16 protein-coding genes are annotated in these 17,156 nt (G+C 43.1%); 2 read left to right on the forward strand and 14 right to left on the reverse strand.

Annotated elements, in window-relative coordinates; all coding sequences use genetic code 11:
* Positions 1–118 precede the first annotated feature (118 nt).
* The 12 genes from lpxA to rimO all read right to left on the reverse strand — a co-directional run bounded on the left by lpxA (position 119) and on the right by rimO (position 12,494).
* Entirely contained in the window at positions 119–907 is a 789-nt protein-coding gene (gene lpxA / locus NI466_RS06810) for an acyl-ACP--UDP-N-acetylglucosamine O-acyltransferase (protein WP_004279876.1), read from the reverse strand.
* Positions 904–1,389 carry a 3-hydroxyacyl-ACP dehydratase FabZ gene (gene fabZ, locus NI466_RS06815; RefSeq protein WP_026055766.1) on the reverse strand — a complete coding sequence of 162 codons (486 nt, stop codon included), beginning with the start codon at positions 1,387–1,389 and terminating at the stop codon, positions 904–906. Before fabZ ends, lpxA begins: the two co-directional genes overlap by 4 nt.
* A 5-nt stretch (positions 1,390–1,394) precedes the next feature.
* On the reverse strand, positions 1,395–2,465 hold the full coding sequence (gene lpxD, locus NI466_RS06820; RefSeq protein WP_253173163.1) for a UDP-3-O-(3-hydroxymyristoyl)glucosamine N-acyltransferase: 1,071 nt from the start codon (positions 2,463–2,465) through the stop codon (positions 1,395–1,397).
* Between the two features lie 3 nt (positions 2,466–2,468).
* On the reverse strand, positions 2,469–2,966 hold the full coding sequence (locus NI466_RS06825; RefSeq protein ID WP_219309551.1) for an OmpH/Skp family outer membrane protein: 498 nt from the start codon (positions 2,964–2,966) through the stop codon (positions 2,469–2,471).
* Between the two features lie 80 nt (positions 2,967–3,046).
* Positions 3,047–5,557 carry an outer membrane protein assembly factor BamA gene (gene bamA, locus NI466_RS06830; protein ID WP_247143548.1) on the reverse strand — a complete coding sequence of 837 codons (2,511 nt, stop codon included), beginning with the start codon at positions 5,555–5,557 and terminating at the stop codon, positions 3,047–3,049.
* A gap of 39 nt (positions 5,558–5,596) precedes the next feature.
* A complete protein-coding gene (gene rseP / locus NI466_RS06835; RefSeq protein ID WP_253173164.1) occupies positions 5,597–6,952 on the reverse strand; it encodes an RIP metalloprotease RseP in 1,356 nt (451 codons plus the stop codon).
* 3 nt (positions 6,953–6,955) lie between these two features.
* Complete coding sequence (gene ispC / locus NI466_RS06840) at positions 6,956–8,152, reverse strand: 1-deoxy-D-xylulose-5-phosphate reductoisomerase (protein WP_253173165.1); 1,197 nt, start codon at positions 8,150–8,152, stop codon at positions 6,956–6,958.
* Positions 8,153–8,977: a phosphatidate cytidylyltransferase gene (locus NI466_RS06845; RefSeq protein WP_247143545.1), complete on the reverse strand. Its 825-nt coding sequence runs from the start codon at positions 8,975–8,977 to the stop codon at positions 8,153–8,155.
* 3 nt (positions 8,978–8,980) lie between these two features.
* Entirely contained in the window at positions 8,981–9,733 is a 753-nt protein-coding gene (uppS, locus tag NI466_RS06850; protein WP_253173166.1) for a polyprenyl diphosphate synthase, read from the reverse strand.
* 7 nt (positions 9,734–9,740) lie between these two features.
* Positions 9,741–10,295, reverse strand: a complete 555-nt coding sequence (gene frr, locus NI466_RS06855; protein WP_004279885.1) for a ribosome recycling factor — start codon at positions 10,293–10,295, stop codon at positions 9,741–9,743.
* A gap of 80 nt (positions 10,296–10,375) precedes the next feature.
* Positions 10,376–11,104, reverse strand: coding sequence for a UMP kinase (gene pyrH, locus NI466_RS06860; protein ID WP_004279886.1), 729 nt, complete (start codon positions 11,102–11,104; stop codon positions 10,376–10,378).
* Positions 11,105–11,150: 46 nt separating this feature from the next.
* Positions 11,151–12,494, reverse strand: coding sequence for a 30S ribosomal protein S12 methylthiotransferase RimO (gene rimO, locus NI466_RS06865; protein ID WP_253173167.1), 1,344 nt, complete (start codon positions 12,492–12,494; stop codon positions 11,151–11,153).
* 341 nt (positions 12,495–12,835) lie between these two features.
* Here rimO and glnL point away from each other — a divergent pair, with 341 nt between their 5' ends.
* On the forward strand, positions 12,836–13,945 hold the full coding sequence (gene glnL, locus NI466_RS06870) for a nitrogen regulation protein NR(II) (RefSeq protein WP_253173168.1): 1,110 nt from the start codon (positions 12,836–12,838) through the stop codon (positions 13,943–13,945).
* A complete protein-coding gene (glnG, locus tag NI466_RS06875) occupies positions 13,932–15,407 on the forward strand; it encodes a nitrogen regulation protein NR(I) (protein ID WP_253173169.1) in 1,476 nt (491 codons plus the stop codon). Before glnL ends, glnG begins: the two co-directional genes overlap by 14 nt.
* A 49-nt stretch (positions 15,408–15,456) precedes the next feature.
* Here glnG and NI466_RS06880 read toward each other — a convergent pair whose 3' ends face one another.
* Positions 15,457–15,783 carry a hypothetical protein gene (locus NI466_RS06880; RefSeq protein WP_005100855.1) on the reverse strand — a complete coding sequence of 109 codons (327 nt, stop codon included), beginning with the start codon at positions 15,781–15,783 and terminating at the stop codon, positions 15,457–15,459.
* Between the two features lie 133 nt (positions 15,784–15,916).
* Positions 15,917–17,122 carry a 3-(3-hydroxy-phenyl)propionate transporter MhpT gene (gene mhpT, locus NI466_RS06885; protein WP_253173170.1) on the reverse strand — a complete coding sequence of 402 codons (1,206 nt, stop codon included), beginning with the start codon at positions 17,120–17,122 and terminating at the stop codon, positions 15,917–15,919.
* Between the last annotated feature and the right edge of the window lie 34 nt (positions 17,123–17,156).

Consider the following 17,156-nt stretch of genomic DNA (forward strand, 5'->3'; position numbering starts at 1 on the left):
GGTCGTTAAAGTGTTTGTTTGCACTCATATTTTAACTGTTAGGACTCAGGTTTTTTTATTTAAAGCAAACTATGGGACAGCAGTGACCTTCAGGTGTCTTTTTTATTACCTCAAACATTTAGCGCACAATGCCGCGCTTCGACTGTTCAAGAGAGTCAATTAGACGTTGTACTTCAGCCACTTCCGGCAAAATTCCTGTACGGATCTGCTCGATTGCTTCCTGAGTTGTTAAACCTGATTTATAAATCAGTTTAAAGGCATCACGTAAACCGCTAATCACTGTCTTTGACCAGCCTTTACGACGCATACCTTCAATATTCATGGCAAATGCATGCGCAGGATTACCTGAAACCATCACATAAGCCGGTACATCTTTCAGAATCAGTGATGCACCACCAATCATGCTATAAGAATCAATCTTACAGAACTGATGAATGCCCGAGTTTCCGCCAATGACGACGTAATCCCCGACATGGACATGTCCAGCCACACCGACGTTATTGGCAAAGATATTATAATCTCCAACCATACAGTCATGTGCAATATGAGTATTGACCATGAGCAGGTTATGACTACCGATCTTGGTCAGGCTCTGGTCCTGAACCGTACCACGATGCAGACTGCAATGCTCACGAATCTTGTTGTGATCGCCAATCTCAAGCCAGGTTTCTTCACCAGCATACTTAAGATCCTGACACACCTCGCCTACACTGGCGAACTGGAAAATTTCATTATATTCACCTATACGCGTATAGCCACCCACCACCACGTGTGAATGAAGTTTGCTACCCGCACCAATAGTGACATTTGGCCCGATAATACAATATGGGCCAATTTCTACATCAGCAGCAATGACTGCTGACGGGTCAATAATGGCAGTTGGATGAATAAGGGGATTATTGCTCATGCCTGCTCGACTTTTTGATGCGAAACCATAATTTCCGCGGTTGTTGCGACGACGCCATCTACAGTGGCAATACAATTATATTTGTAAATGCCCCGCTTTTGCATCACTAATTCAGATTTTAAAACCAATTGGTCACCTGCAACCACCTGTTTTTTAAATCTAACTTTTTCCGCACCGGCAAACAGGAACAAAGAACCCTCACTTGGCACTTCGTTATTCATCACAAAACCCAGAATTCCAGAGATTTGTGCCAGCGCTTCAACAATCAGTACACCCGGCATAATTGGATAATTCGGAAAATGACCCTGTAAAAACTCTTCATTAATTGAGACGTTTTTATAACCAACAATGCCATTATCGGTAATTTCGACAACGCGATCAACCAATAAAAATGGATAGCGATGGGGCAAATATTCACGAATCTTTTGAATATTCATTGGCAATTCAGGCTTCGTGAATGTAGGCAAATTCGACTCTGTCATCATAATTATTTACGCAACTTAAATGTTGATTCAATGGACTCAATCTGAGATTGCATATGATCTAGTCGTTTGATCACCTGGGTCAATGGCACATCTGCTAATTGTCTGAGGCGAACCACGGTACGTTTCCATTTCTGGTTTTCAAACAGACCAATCCCGGATGAATATTTTCCAGCTTCAGAAATATTATTTGTCACCATTGACATTCCGGTCAACGTCACATTATCGGCAATATTCAAGTGTCCAGAAATCGCGGAAGCACCACCAATGATACAGTTTTTGCCAATCGAGGTACTTCCTGCTACCGCAGTTTTTGCAGCAATGGCGGTATGTGCACCAATTTTAACGTTATGCGCGATTTGCACAAGATTATCAATGATAACACCCTGTTGCAAAATCGTATCATCCAGCGCACCACGGTCTACGCTACAATTTGACCCAATACGCACATCATCCTCAATGCGTACAGAACCTAATTGCGCAATACGGTGCCATTTACCCTGATAAGGTGCAAAACCAAACCCTTCGCTGCCAATCACGCTATTGGCATGAATACGTACCCGATTACCAATTTTTGCTGTGCCGGCGAGGGTCACATGTGAGTCAATAAAACAGTCCTGACCGATCTCGACCTCATCATCGATCTGCACATGCGCCTGAACAATCGTATTCGCACCCACGACACAATGCTCACCAATCACCACATAATGACCAATATAAGCATCGTCCGCAATCACTGCCGACGGGTGAATTTGAGCAGTACTCTCAATGCCGCGCTGGCGATGTTTTTTCTCAAAGACATGCGTCAGAATCGCGAAAGCCAGATAGGGATTTGCCACAACAATAAAGTTTTGATGTGAAGTTATCTGTTGTTTTAGTTCAGCCGTGACAATTAAAGCACCTGCCTGACTTTGATTGGCCTGCTCTACATATTTATCGACATTCACAAATGCCAGATCGTGTGAAGTTGCCTGTTCAAGACTGGCCAAAGCGCTCAAACGTAAATCTGTCTGACCTATGCACTCGCCCTGAACCAGGCGAGCGAGATCAGCTAACTGAAGCTGTTGATGATTCATTGATTATTTAATTGCATTAACCTTTTGAATCATTTTATCAGTTAAATCATATTTAGCATCATAAGCAAGCGCTGAATTTTTATTTAAAACCACATCCAGGTTGTTTTCTCTACGCAATTGTTCAGCAATTTGCTTTACCCGTGCATCAAATACAATTCGGATCTGCTGAATCGAGCTTTGGACATTCGTCTGTACAGATTGCTGTAACTGATTCAATTCTTGTAACTTAGCCTGATATTGCGCAGACATTTTCTGTTTTTCAGTTTCACTGAGCTTGGTATTGGATTGAGCACGTTGCTGCAAAGCTTCTAGCTCTTTGCTGAGTTGCTCAATCTTGGTGGTTTGTGGCTGAATTTTTTGCTGAAATATCGTGTTTTGTTGTTTCAGATATGTACTACCTTCAACCACACGCTCCAAGTCAATTACCCCCATGCTAGCCGCTTGAGTCAAAGGAGCAACACTTGCCAAAGCCAGGCTCATTGCCATAATCATTTTTTTCATATTCTTACTCATTCAAAAAAATTTGCTCACAAAACCTAAAGGCTTTATGAGCAAAATTTAGTTTCTAGGTCAAAACGATTTTAGAAAGTACGTCCAATTTCGAACTGGATGTTTTTAGTATCATCACCGTCTTTTTTATTCAACGGATAAGCATAGCTAAGTGATAATGGTCCAATCATAGTGATCCAGGTGAAACCTGCACCCACGCTATAGCGCATATTATCTGCATCGAAACCGAAGTTATCTTTACAGTACTGCTTTCCATTTACTGAAGTGCCATTAACGAAAATATTTTCATTTGATACATCACATTGGGTATCAAACACTTGTGCACCTTCAGCAAAGATGACTGGACGAACCTGACGTGCCCAATCCCCTTTAAATGGTACTGGAAGCACTAATTCGGTACCAAATTGAATTAGTGCATTACCACCTACTTCCTCAGGAGAAGGATCCGTTTGACCTGTATCAGAGAAATATACACCTGGATATTTAGGACCTAATGTACTATTTTCATAACCACGAACCGAACCAAAACCACCTGCATAGAAATTCTTGTAGAATGGCAAGTCATTACCATAACCCAACTTACCATAACCGCGCAGGACAAAATCTTTGCCTAATGGGAAAAATGCCTGAGCGTCATAAGTGACTTTTTGATACTCGACATCACTACCTGGCAAGGCAATTTCAGCATTGACACGATGTGACATACCCGTTGTCGGGAACATCGGTCTATTTAAGGTATTATAAGACCAACCTAAATTAAGGTTATAAGTCAAAAAATCACCCTGGAATTCTTGACCATATGGAACTGGATTAGGGCAAGGCTGGTAACCAGTAACATTCCCAGCAGAATCTTTAATTGGAACTAATGCTTGAGGACAATACTCACCACTTTTTGTTTCTTTTCCGCCATTACGTTCCAAATAATCAGCAACATAAGTCGACACATATGGACCAGTGGTTACATCCGTCTGATCAACATTCAGACCCAAACTAACACTTTGATTTTCATCAATTGGATAACCAAAGTTAATCCCACCACCAAAACTATCCGTCACATAGTTGTTGACGTTATAGTCATCATCAAGCTTGGTTTTACGGTAATACATGTTATAGCCGCGACGCACACCATCAATGGTGAAGTACGGGTCCATCACGCTCAAGTTATAATAATCTTGCGTTTCAGAACGCGACAAATCGATTGAAACACTATTCCCTGTACCCAGGAAGTTGGTTTGACTTAAACCTGCCTGGAAAGTTACACCACCGCTTTGCGAGAAACCAACTGCAAGAGTACTGGTTCCTGAATGCTGCTCTTCAACGGCAACATTCAAGTCCACCTGATCTGGCGCACCCGGAATACGTGCAGGTTTGATATCGACAGTTTTAAAGAACCCGGTACGCTCCAGACGAACCTTAGACAGGTCAATCTTTTCATTGCTTGCAAGTGCACCTTCCATTTGGCGCATTTCACGACGTAATACTTCATCCGCAGTTTTAGTATTACCAGTAAAATTAATACGTCGTACCGTGACTTGCTGCCCCGGATTAATATAATAATTTAGATCAACCAGTTTGGTTTCGTTGTTAATTTGAGGAACAATGTTAACTTCTGCATAGTAATAACCTGCGTTACCATACTTACGCTGTAATAACTGCTTAACCGCGTTAACTTTTTCCTGCGAATAAATTTCGCCTTCTTTGAAAATTTGTAAAGCCTGCAATTCTTCAGTCTTATAAAGTGCATCACCTAAATATTTGGTTTGACCAAATTTAAATTGCTCGCCTTCATCCACAGAAACTTCGATAAAAACATTCTTTTTATCTTCACTCAAATTAAGGCTGGAATTGGTAATATTAAAGTTGATATAGCCGCGATTCAGATACATGGCACGCAAAGCTTCTAGGCTTGCCGCCATCTTTTCACGTGCATAACGGTCATTACGGGAAATGACCGAACTCCAGCCACTTTCTTTTACGGCAAAAGCCTGCTTGATATCAGACTCTTTAAATACAGTATTCCCGATAATATTGATATCGAAAACTTTGGCCGCTTTACCTTCAATAAAATCAATCAGCAATTCAACACGGTTATTTGGTCGAGGCGTCGTGGTGACCGTAATATCGGCATCATAACGACCTTGCTGCATGTATTGCTGTTCAAGTTCAGTTTCAATGGTTTGCAGTGCTGATTTTTTCAGCACTTCGCCTTCAGCCAGACCCATTTTTTTCAGGCCTTCTTCAAGTGCTTCCTTAGGAATCAGCTTATTGCCTTTCAATTCGATTTTCGAAATAACCGGGCGTTCAACCACTTGGAAAACCAAGGTATTGCCCTGCTGAACGGCTTTAATGTCATCAAACAGGCCTGATGCATACATGCTACGAATTGCATTGGCAATGATTGGATCATTGACCCGATCACCACTGTTAATTGGCACTAGGCCATACACATTGTCAGGAGTTAAACGTACTAATCCATCAAATTTTATATCTTGTACAATGAATTCATCTGCTGCATATACTTGTTGTGCTACTGCCATTGCACTAACGAGTGCCAGAGGCATAAATAAATGTGTGTGCTGCATGCCAGTCTTTTCCGCTGTTAATTTATTCCATTTACGTTGTTATAAACGCATAAAATCATTAAATAATGCCAGAAGCATCATACTGCCGAGCAGTACCATACCAATTTTTAGTCCAACCAATTGTATTTGTTCGGAAACAGGTTTACCACGAATTAATTCAACAAAATAGTAAACCAGATGTCCGCCATCAAGCATTGGAATGGGTAGTAGATTTAATATTCCTAAACTTACACTCATTAGCGCCATAAAGGAAATAAAAGTTTCCCAGCCCATTTCTGCGCTTTGTCCTGCCACTTTGGCAATGGTAATTGGACCTGATAAATTATCCAGACCAATCAGACCGCGTACCATTTTGACAATCGAGTTCAGAATCATCGAAGATAAATGTGCTGTTTTATCAAATGCCATTACCAGTGCTTCGCCTAGCGAGTAATGAATGGTCTGTTTATATTCTGCAGGAATGTTCAGTTTACCCGGATCGCTTTGTACGCCCAGCATACCAGTCACATTGCCCATATTGTCACGTTTACCTTGTGGCATGACTTCCAGCTGAACCACCTGATTTTCGCGTAGTACATCCATTTTGAGTAATTTTTCTGGAGATGCCTGTACCACCTGCACCACATCAAACCAGTCTTTCATCTGAACGCCGTCAATAGCCAGAATCTTGTCGCCTTCTTTCAAACCTTGACGGATGGCTGCACCATCTTCACTCAGTTTGCTAATTACAGCCGGAATTTCTGGCCGATAAGGCAAGAAACCCAAACTTTCAAGTGGCGATTGACTTTGATCTTTTAAATAGTTTTGAATCGGCAACTGGAACAGTTTGTTTTCACCAGCACGATCTGCCTGAATAGAAACCACGCCAGTTTCACCAACACGATCCACCAAGGCATAACTGAGTTTTTCCCAAGTTTCTACCTGAGTACCATCCACAGCTATAATTTTGTCGCCCGGCTGCATTTGTACTGTTGCAGCAGGTGTATTTGGTAAAACTTTGCCTACCCGGGTATTGAGCTGTTCTTGTGCCGGTAAAAACAACACCCAGAACAGAAGGACTGCAAAAATCAGGTTGATCAACGGTCCCGCTGCCACGATGGCAATCCGCTTCCAAGGATGCTGACGATTGAAGGCTTTGGGTAAGTCTTCTTCAGCGACATTACCTTCACGTTCATCCAGCATCTTGACATAGCCACCCAAAGGCAAGGCAGACAATTGATACTGAATTCCGGATTTTTTCGAGGTCCATTTTAATAATGTTGGCCCAAATCCAATCGAATAGACCAAGACTTTAACGCCCAGTTTACGCGCCACAATATAGTGACCGAACTCGTGAATCGCAATTAAGGGACCGAGTAAGAGAATTGCAGCGGCAATCATAAACAAGGCATTCATATCTTAACTTCCTTTATTCACAACATATTGCTGTGATAAACCTCGCGCCATTTGATCTGCTTGCAAGATAGCCTCCAGATCATGTGCGGGTTGATTGTCCATCTGATTTAGGACGTGCTCAACTACCTGAGGAATTTGGGTAAATCTGATCTGTTGATTTAAAAATGCAGCAACTGCAATTTCATTGGCCGCATTTAAAATTGTCGGTGCAATTCCGCCACTCTGCATGGCCTGACGGGCCAATTTTAATGCAGGGAAACGGAGCATATCCGGTTCTTGAAAATTAAGTTGTGAATGCATAAACAGATCCAGTGGCGCCACATGCGTACTAATACGCTCAGGCCATGCCAATGCATGTGCAATAGGCGTGCCCATATCCGGATTACCCATTTGTGCCAAAGTCGAACCATCAACGTATTGAACCATGGAGTGAATAATACTCTGTGGATGCACAACAACTGTAACAAATTGTTCTTGAACTGCAAACAAATGACAGGCTTCGATCAATTCTAAACCTTTATTCATTAAGGTAGCAGAATCGACTGAAATTTTTTGCCCCATGGACCAGTTAGGATGCTTGCAGGCTTGAGCAGGTGTAACCTCTTCAAGTTGCTGCATGCTGTGGTTCAGAAACGGCCCACCCGACGCGGTCAGCAGAATCTGGGATACACCCAGTTTAGGCTTGCCATGACGCTCTGCCTCAAAATAATGCTGTGGCAGACATTGGAAAATCGCGTTATGTTCAGAGTCAACGGGAAGCAGTAATGCCCCATGATCGCGCGCTGCCTGCATCATGATGTCACCCGACATCACCAAAGCTTCTTTATTGGCCAGCAGTACTCGCTTACCCGCTTTCACTGCAGCCAATGTCGGCAACAATCCTGCAGCACCAACGATTGCCGCCATGACGATATCAACATCCGCGTGTTCAGCCACAGCAATTAAGCCGGCTTCATCTTGCAGAATTTCAATATCAGATAAATGGTGTTGCTGAAGTAGTTTTGAAAGTTCATCTACTTTTTCAGCCGGCACCACCGCCATTTTAGGACGGTATTGCCGACAAATTTCGACCAGCTCCTCGATACGACTTTGCGCGGTCACAGCAAAAACCGAGTATGCTTCAGGATGTCGCTGCAAGATTTTTAAAGTACTTTGACCAATGGAACCTGTAGCACCCAGTATACAAACTGCTTGTGACATTTATAAATCTACACCAATAAGTTTTAAAACAGCCATACCTGCTGCAAAGATCGGAGCTGCAGCAAGCAAAGAATCAATACGATCCAGCACCCCGCCATGTCCTGGCAAAATGCGACCTGAATCCTTAATACCGGCACGACGTTTGATCATGGATTCAAACAGATCACCCAGTACCGAACTAAATACCGTAACGACAGATAAAATCAGGAATAAAGTCAGTTCTGGCCAGGTCATATCCAGATAAAGCAAGGCAACTGCCGTTACAATCAGCATTGAGGTAACGATACCGCCGTAAAGTCCTTCTACCGATTTGTTAGGACTAACATTCGGCGCCAACTTTTTCTTGCCGAGTTTACGACCCACAAAATATGCACCACTATCTGCGCCCCATACCAGTAGAAACAGGTACATTAGCCACCACGGTGAACTTTGCCAGACAGAGAAAATTGCAGTAACTGCAGCAGAAATCAGAACTACACCGATTCCGTGTAGGCTAGTGTTATACCAGCCATCATATTCAGGATAGGTTTTAACCCAGTAAATACTCAGTAACCAGGTAATAATAGAAGCTACCCATAACAATAAGGCAACTTCGGCAAAATACAATGCCAAAGCGGAAAGTGCTGCAGTGAGCACCCCATATCCCCAAGCAACAGGTTTGATGACATGTTTAAATTTTCGCGGCATGAGTTTGAACCACTCATAACCGGCCACCCCAGCAGCAAGAACCATCAATACAAACATTGGATAATGTGATTCGGTAGCAAACATACAGCTCAGTACAACTGCTACCAACACCAATGCGGTTATAATCCGCTCAAACATGTACTAATTCTCAAGTTTTTCCTGACGAATCTGTTCTGATGTTTTACCAAAACGACGTTCACGTCCACCGAATACGGCAAGTGCATCATCAAGTTCTTCAACGGTAAATTCTGGCCATAGCGTCTCAGTGAAATAAAGCTCTGCATAGGCTGCCTGCCACAACAGGAAATTCGACAGACGGAAATCTCCACCCGTACGAATCAGCAGATCAACTGCAGGTAAATCACCGAGGCTGACATATTGACCAAATACATCAGTATTAATTGCATCAAGATCTAATTTATTTGTTAAAACATCGCTGGCAATTCGCTGTGCAGCTTGTGCCATATCCCACATACCACCATAACTGATTGCAATAGTGAGTGTCATACTATTGAAATTAGCAGTCCTTTCTTCGGCATACAACATAAGTCCCTGTAATTCTGGGGACAAACGGCTGCGATCACCGATAAAGCGTAAGGCAATATTGAATTTTTCCATGCGGGGCAATTGTTCATGAATGGTATCAACCAGCAATTTCATGAGCAATTCAACTTCAAACTGTGGACGATTCCAGTTTTCACTTGAAAAGGCAAATACAGTTAAAGCCTGGATATTTCTTTTTTTACAGTGTTCAACAATCGGATCCAGAACCGTTTTTCCTTCACGGTGTCCATCACCTTTTTGCATCTGATTTTTTTTGGCAAAACGATTGTTGCCATCCATGATGATGGCAACATGTTTCGGAAGACGGGGATTTTCTTCAGCAACGGTCATCGATGAATTAGACCTTCATCAATTCAGCTTCTTTCGCAGCCAAGCGCTTGTCAACTTCAGCAACAAATTTGTCGGTAATTTTCTGGATTTCGTCAGCAGCACGACGCTCTTCATCTTCAGAAATTTCTTTTTCTTTCAACAAAGCTTTGATATCGCCCAATACATCACGACGAATGTTACGGATCGCTACTTTGGCATTTTCTGCTTCATTACGCGCAACTTTTTGCATGTCACGACGCGTTTCTTCAGTCAACGCAGCCATCGGTACACGAATCGCATCTGCTGTAATTGGGTTTAGACCCAAATCAGATTCACGAATCGCTTTATCAATTGCAGAAACCATTGAACGTTCGAAAGGCTGGATTAACAAAGTACGTGAATCTTCAACACCTACGTTTGCCACCTGGTTCAATGGAACGTCTGAACCATAGTAAGAAACCATCACGTTATTTAAAATTGATGGATGCGCACGACCGGTACGAACTTTTGCAAAACCATGCTCTAGAGATTCTAGAGTTTTGTTCATACGGTCTTCGCTGTCTTTTTTAAGATCGTTAATCATATGATCTTCCTTACTTAATTCTTGAAAAGAGGTTATTACTAAATTAGCGTGTAGTATAAAGTGCTTTGGTGCTCACGTCATTAATTGGTAACGTGAGTCCCTTCTTTTTCACCCATCACAACGGAAAGCAATGCGCCAGATTTATTCATATCGAATACTTGTAGCGGCACATTGTGATCACGACATAAACAGATTGCAGTTAAGTCCATCACACCCAGCTTTTCGTCCAGAACTTGGTCAAAAGTCAATGTGTCATATTTAACCGCATCATCATATTTGCTTGGATCTTTATTATATACGCCATCAACTTTGGTCGCTTTCAAGATCAAGTCTGATTCGATTTCAATACCACGTAAACAGGCAGCTGTATCTGTCGTAAAGAACGGATTACCTGTACCTGCCACGAATACACACACTTCACCCTGAGTCAGGTGACGGATTGCATCACGGCTTGAGTAAGACTCAACCACGGCACCAATTGGCAATGCAGACATTAAACGGGTTTTAATATTACGGCGCACCAAAGCGTCGCGAAGTGCCAAACCGTTCATGACTGTTGCTAGCATACCCATCTGGTCGCCAGTTACACGACCAACTAGACCATCTTTTTGTAGCTGGCTACCGCGATACAGGTTACCACCACCCACAACAATACCTACTTGTACGCCTAAACCCACGAGGTGCGCAATAGAAAGTGACATCTGATCGAGCACTTGTGCATCGATCCCCATGTCTTTATTGCCTGCCAGCGCTTCACCAGAAAGCTTTAACAGGATGCGACCAAAGCGTGGCTTTTTAGAATCCAACATCATCAAACTCCAAAGTATTCAATTTAATTTTTTTTAATTCAAAATCTTAAGCAGACTTGATTGAAATGAGTTTTGCGTACAGATCGTATTCATCTGCATCGGTAATCTCGACTTCAAGTAAATCCCCTGCCTTAATGACGCTTTTATCGATATCTTCAACAAAAACATTGCCATCAATTTCAGGTGCATCTGCATAAGAACGCGCAACCGCTACCGGGAATTCGTCTTCCAGGTCATCTACCAGCACAGTCATGGTCTGACCGATACGTTTTTGGAGTTTGGCTGCCGAGATTTCTTGCTGAACCTGCATGAAACGCTCATAACGCTCTTGTTTAATTTCTTCAGGAACGTGATCTGGCAAATCATTTGCGGTCGCACCTTCAACTGGCGAATAGGTGAAACATCCCACACGATCCAGCTGGGCTTCTTTCAACCAGTCCAATAGCATCTGGAAGTCTTCTTCGGTTTCACCCGGGAAGCCCACCACAAATGTTGAACGGAGTACCAAATCAGGACATTTCTCACGCCAGATTTTCAAACGCTCCAGTGTATTTTCACTGTGCGCAGGTCGTTTCATTAGTTTGAGAATTTTTGGACTTGCGTGCTGGAATGGAATATCCAGATAAGGCAGGATTTTGCCTTGTGCCATCAGGTCAATTACTGCATCTACATGCGGATACGGGTAAACATAGTGCAAACGCACCCAGATTCCCAACTGACCTAATGCTTCACACATGTCATAGAATTTGGTTTTAACCGGCTGGCCATTCCAGAAATCCAGCTTGTATTTCGTGTCCAGGCCATAAGCAGAAGTATCCTGGGAGATGACGAGTACTTCTTTTACACCGGCACGTTTCAGCGCTGCAGCTTCTTCAAGCACAGAACCAACTGGACGTGAGACCAGATCGCCACGCATGCTTGGAATAATACAGAAAGTACAACGATGGTTGCAGCCTTCGGATATTTTCAGATAAGCATAATGTTTTGGCGTCAGGCGGATGCCTTGTTCTGGAACCAGATCAATAAATGGATTGTGTTTTGGCGGCTCAGGCACGTATTGATGAACCGCATCCATAACTTCTTTATATGCCGCTGCACCTGTCACTTTCAGGACATTGGGATGCATTTGGCGAATCTTGGCTTCGTCTTTACCTAGACAACCTGTTACGATCACGCGACCATTCGCGCTCATCGCCTCACCAATCGCATCTAGCGATTCTTGCACTGCGGATTCAATGAAACCACAGGTATTTACTACAACTAAATCAGCACCGTCATAATCCGAAGCGACGTCATAACCTTCAGTCTTTAACTGGGTTAAAATACGTTCAGAATCTACCAATGCCTTAGGACAACCTAAAGATACAAAACCGACTTTGGGGGACTTCATGAATTTTCGCTCTACTAGAATGCGCGTATTGTATGTCTTTTCGCATCATAAAAATAGTTGAAAACCTGACTCTTTGCATCATGCACTAAAATATTGCCATAAAATATTCAACATACTTACCAATGCACCAAAATGAATCATTTTAGATTTACAGCCTCAATTTAATCCGCTATATCTAAGATGAATTGTGTTGCTCTGTCACATTTCTGCATTTCATCGCAATAAATAATCTCTAGTCATAAAAGTTGGCGTGCATCTTGCATCAAATCAGAACTTAAAATTGATTAAATTGCTTTATGAAGATGCCATTGCGCCATTTTAATACAGGAACAAACCCGCGAATGGATCAAATTATTCCGATCGACTATCGTGCTTTAGTGGACAATATGACCACGTGTATCTTATTGATAGACCGCGATCTTAATATTTATTATCTGAATTCTGCCTGTGAAGCCTTATTTGATGTGAGCTTATTCCGCGCGAGCGGCACATCTGTGCTCAATATTTTGCAAAACCCGACAGATGAGTTCAATACCGAAGAAGCCCTGAATAATACTTTAACTACGGGACAACCTTATACACGCCGCGAAGCCACTATTCTGGTCAACTTTAAAGACATTCATGTTGACTACACTGTTTCTCAGCTAAATCTGGGTAAACCTTATCATCCGTTGCTGCTCATTGAACTCAATCCTCGCGATCGCATGTTAAAAATCTCGCGTGAAGAAAATCTGCTGCAACAGCATCAGGTAGCGCGTCAGCTGATTCGCGGTGTTGCGCATGAAATCAAGAATCCCTTGGGTGGCATTCGCGGGGCGACTCAACTCCTGGCACGCAGTTTGAATGATCCACAATACAAAGAATTTACCGACATTATTATTAGCGAAGTGGATCGACTGAGAAATCTGGCCGATACCATGCTCGGTTCACGCCAGCTTCCGAGCTATGAGCTGGTCAATGTGCATGAACCTCTGGAACGAGTACGCTCACTGATTGCCAATCAGACCAAAAAGAAAATCAAGATTACCCGGGATTACGACCTGTCCTTGCCTGAAGTGCTGGCAGACCGTGATCAATTGATTCAGGTCATTTTGAATATTTGCGCCAATGCCGTACAGGCCATGACCGAGAACAAGCAATTCTTTGTCGAACATCAACCGGAACTGATTTTAAGAACCCGGATTCAGCGTCTCTTTACCATTAACGGGGTGATTCACCGCTCTGTAGTACGGATTGATATTGAAGATAATGGCCCAGGTGTTCCGGAAGAGATTATCGAATCGGTGTTTTATCCGCTGGTCACCAGCCGTGCCAAAGGGACCGGACTGGGCCTCAGTATTGCTCAAAATATTATTCATCAGCACAACGGCATGATCGAGTGTCAGTCTGTGGCTGGAAAAACCGTCTTTAGCTTATATTTACCTTGGGAGTCAAATCATGTCGCGAAATAAAATATGGGTGATTGATGACGATCGTGCCATGCGCTGGGTACTGGAAAAGACCTTTAAAGAAGAAGGTCTGGATGTTACCAGTTTTGAAGAAGCACAATCTGCACTGGATCAACTGAGTCTGGAAGCACCCGATGTGATTCTGACCGACATCCGTATGCCTGGGATTGATGGTCTTACCTTCCTGGGCAAGGTCAAACACAATTATCCTGACTTGCCTGTGATTATTATGACGGCACATTCAGACTTAGAGTCGGCTGTATCCAGCTATCAAACTGGTGCTTTTGAATATTTACCTAAGCCTTTTGATATTGATGAAGCATTGGCACTGGTGAATCGTGCGATTTTACATATCACCAAGCTACAGCAACAAGAATCGGCAAAAGCGGCTCCACCGATTCAATCTACCGAGATTATTGGTGAATCGCCTGCCATGCAGGAAGTGTTTCGTGCCATTGGCCGTTTATCACAATCGCATATTACCGTGTTGATTAATGGTGAATCGGGTACGGGTAAAGAACTGGTGGCTCATGCCTTGCATCGTCATTCACCACGTAGTGCCAAACCTTTTATTGCGCTCAATATGGCGGCGATTCCAAAAGACCTGATCGAAACTGAACTGTTCGGCCATGAAAAAGGGGCATTTACCGGTGCCAACACCCAACGTCAGGGTCGTTTTGAACAGGCCAATGGCGGCACGCTGTTTTTAGATGAAATTGGCGATATGCCATTTGAGACCCAGACCCGTTTACTGCGTGTACTCGCAGATGGTGAATTTTACCGAGTTGGCGGTCATATTCCGGTTAAGGTCGATGTGCGTATCGTGGCAGCGACACATCAGGATCTGGAAAAACTGGTTCATGAGGGTCGCTTCCGTGAAGACTTGTATCATCGACTGAATGTAATTCGTATTCATATTCCAAAACTGGCACATCGCAGTGAAGATATTCCGATGTTGGCGCAGCATTTTCTGGCACGTGCCGGGAAGGAACTTGGGGTCAATCCAAAGATTTTGCGTCCTGAAACCCAGGAATATATGCAAAAATTGCCGTGGCAAGGTAACGTACGTCAACTTGAAAATACCTGTCGCTGGCTGACAGTAATGATCACAGGCCGTGAAGTCTATCCTGAAGACTTGCCACCTGAACTAAAACAGATTCCAATTCATCAGCAGGATCCGGGCGCGCCAATTCCAACGCTGAACCAGATCGCACCGCATCACTGGGATGAATTACTGGGTCAATGGGCGATGCAGAAACTCAAAAACGGTGAAATGAAACTTCTGGATGTTGCGACGCCGATGTTTGAACGCACCTTGATTAATGCAGCCTTGCAACAAACCCGTGGCCGTAAACGTCATGCCGCAGAACTTTTAGGTTGGGGTCGTAATACTTTAACGCGCAAGCTTAAAGAACTGGGCATGGATACTACGGATGATGAAATCGAAGAAGAAATAGAAAGTTAATCTTTCCATATAAAAAAGCGCCGATTGGCGCTTTTTTGTTAATGATAATTTATGCAGTAAAACCCACATAGCGGAAATACCCATCTATGCCCAGATCAGACTTATAGATCAGATAATCTGGATAAGTCGCCTGGGTGATTTCATCCAGCATATTCACCTGATCATCATTGGCATGCAGATCATCTACAGAACGCGGCATGCTGTGCTCGAATTCATCGGTCATATATTCAAAGCCAATATCCATGGCAATAAACAGGGTATGTTCACAAGGTTGCACATATTGCTCTTCTGCCCAATCAATCACGTTGTGCTGACAATGCGGACAAGCAATATTATCGGTGGCCTGAATCGAGAGTGGAATAAGTTGATAAGCCATATAAAAATCAATCTGTTTGCTATTCGTATATTTTAGCAAATTTTATGGACTGACTTTATTCAATTAAAAGTCTCGACGATAAAAAAGGGAATTTTCAGATTCCCTTTTTGTATTGATAGATCTCAATGATTAATTACTTATGAGCAGCCTTATAACGTGATAGTGCAGTGACGGCTACTGCCGATACGACCACTGCTGGTAAACTTGCCACAAGAATACCTGTGGTGCCCAAACCTAATGCCAGAATTTTTCCAGTTAATAATGGTCCAGTCATCGCCCCTAAACGCCCTAAAGAGATCGCACTGCCCACGCCTGTCACTTTGCCTGCGCCTGAGTAAAAAATCGGTGAGATCCCATATAGAATAAATTGACCACCCGTAGAGAAAATGCCACCCATGACTCCCGCCAAAATTAATAACGGAATAGAAGTTGTGGTGAATAACAATACCAAGGCAACAAACAAGCCACTATAAATGATGGTCGCCATTTGCCAAAGCTTTAAACGATCCAGTAAATAACCTAGGCTCAGGGTTCCAATAACCGCGCCCACCTGGAACACCAACATCACCAGAAATGCCTGTTGTTTCTGCAAACCTTGTTCCATAAGCAAGTTAGGTAACCAGCTGATCAAAATATAATTGATCATCAAGGTAAAAAAGAAACCAACCCAAAGAGGCACTGTATTTTTATACTGTTGCTGCTTGAACAACACCTCAACCATACCCGGCACAGCTTCTCCAGAGACCTGAACCTCCGCATTCACCTTAGGTTTATCTTTAAGAATAAACGCCATTAATGGAATCAGTGCTAAAGGTGTTAATCCCCCAATCAGGAATAAGGTTTGCCATTGAATCTCTGGAAGCAGCATGGCCAGACCGGCAACAAAGATCGCCCCTACCGGTAAACCACAATACATCAGACTATTTAGCTTGCCACGGTTGGCTTCGGTTGCTTCATCACCGACGACTGAAATCATGGTTGGCATTGCCGCACCTAAACCCAGACCAGTAAAGAAACGCGCTGCATATAAAACTTCGATGCTGGGCGCAATTGCAGTCAGCGACATGAACAGACCAAAAATAGTCACAGAAAGCATCAGGACTTTCTTTTGTCCTAGATAATCTGCAATACGTCCGCCAAAGAATGCACCAAACAGCATTCCAAAGACACCCAGACTAAATACATAGCCCATTTGGATTTGATCTAAACTAAAGCTTGCCGCAATTCCTTTCGCTGCAATCCCGGGAGCTTGAAGGTCAAAACCTTCAAAAAATGCGACCCAAAAATATAAGAATATGGTTAATATTTTTTGGGCTTTTCCGCTATATGGCTGCGCCATGACTGATCTCCATCAATAATTCACAAACCGTTTG

The organism is Acinetobacter lwoffii, from assembly GCF_024129595.1.
Lineage (GTDB): Bacteria > Pseudomonadota > Gammaproteobacteria > Pseudomonadales > Moraxellaceae > Acinetobacter > Acinetobacter lwoffii_O.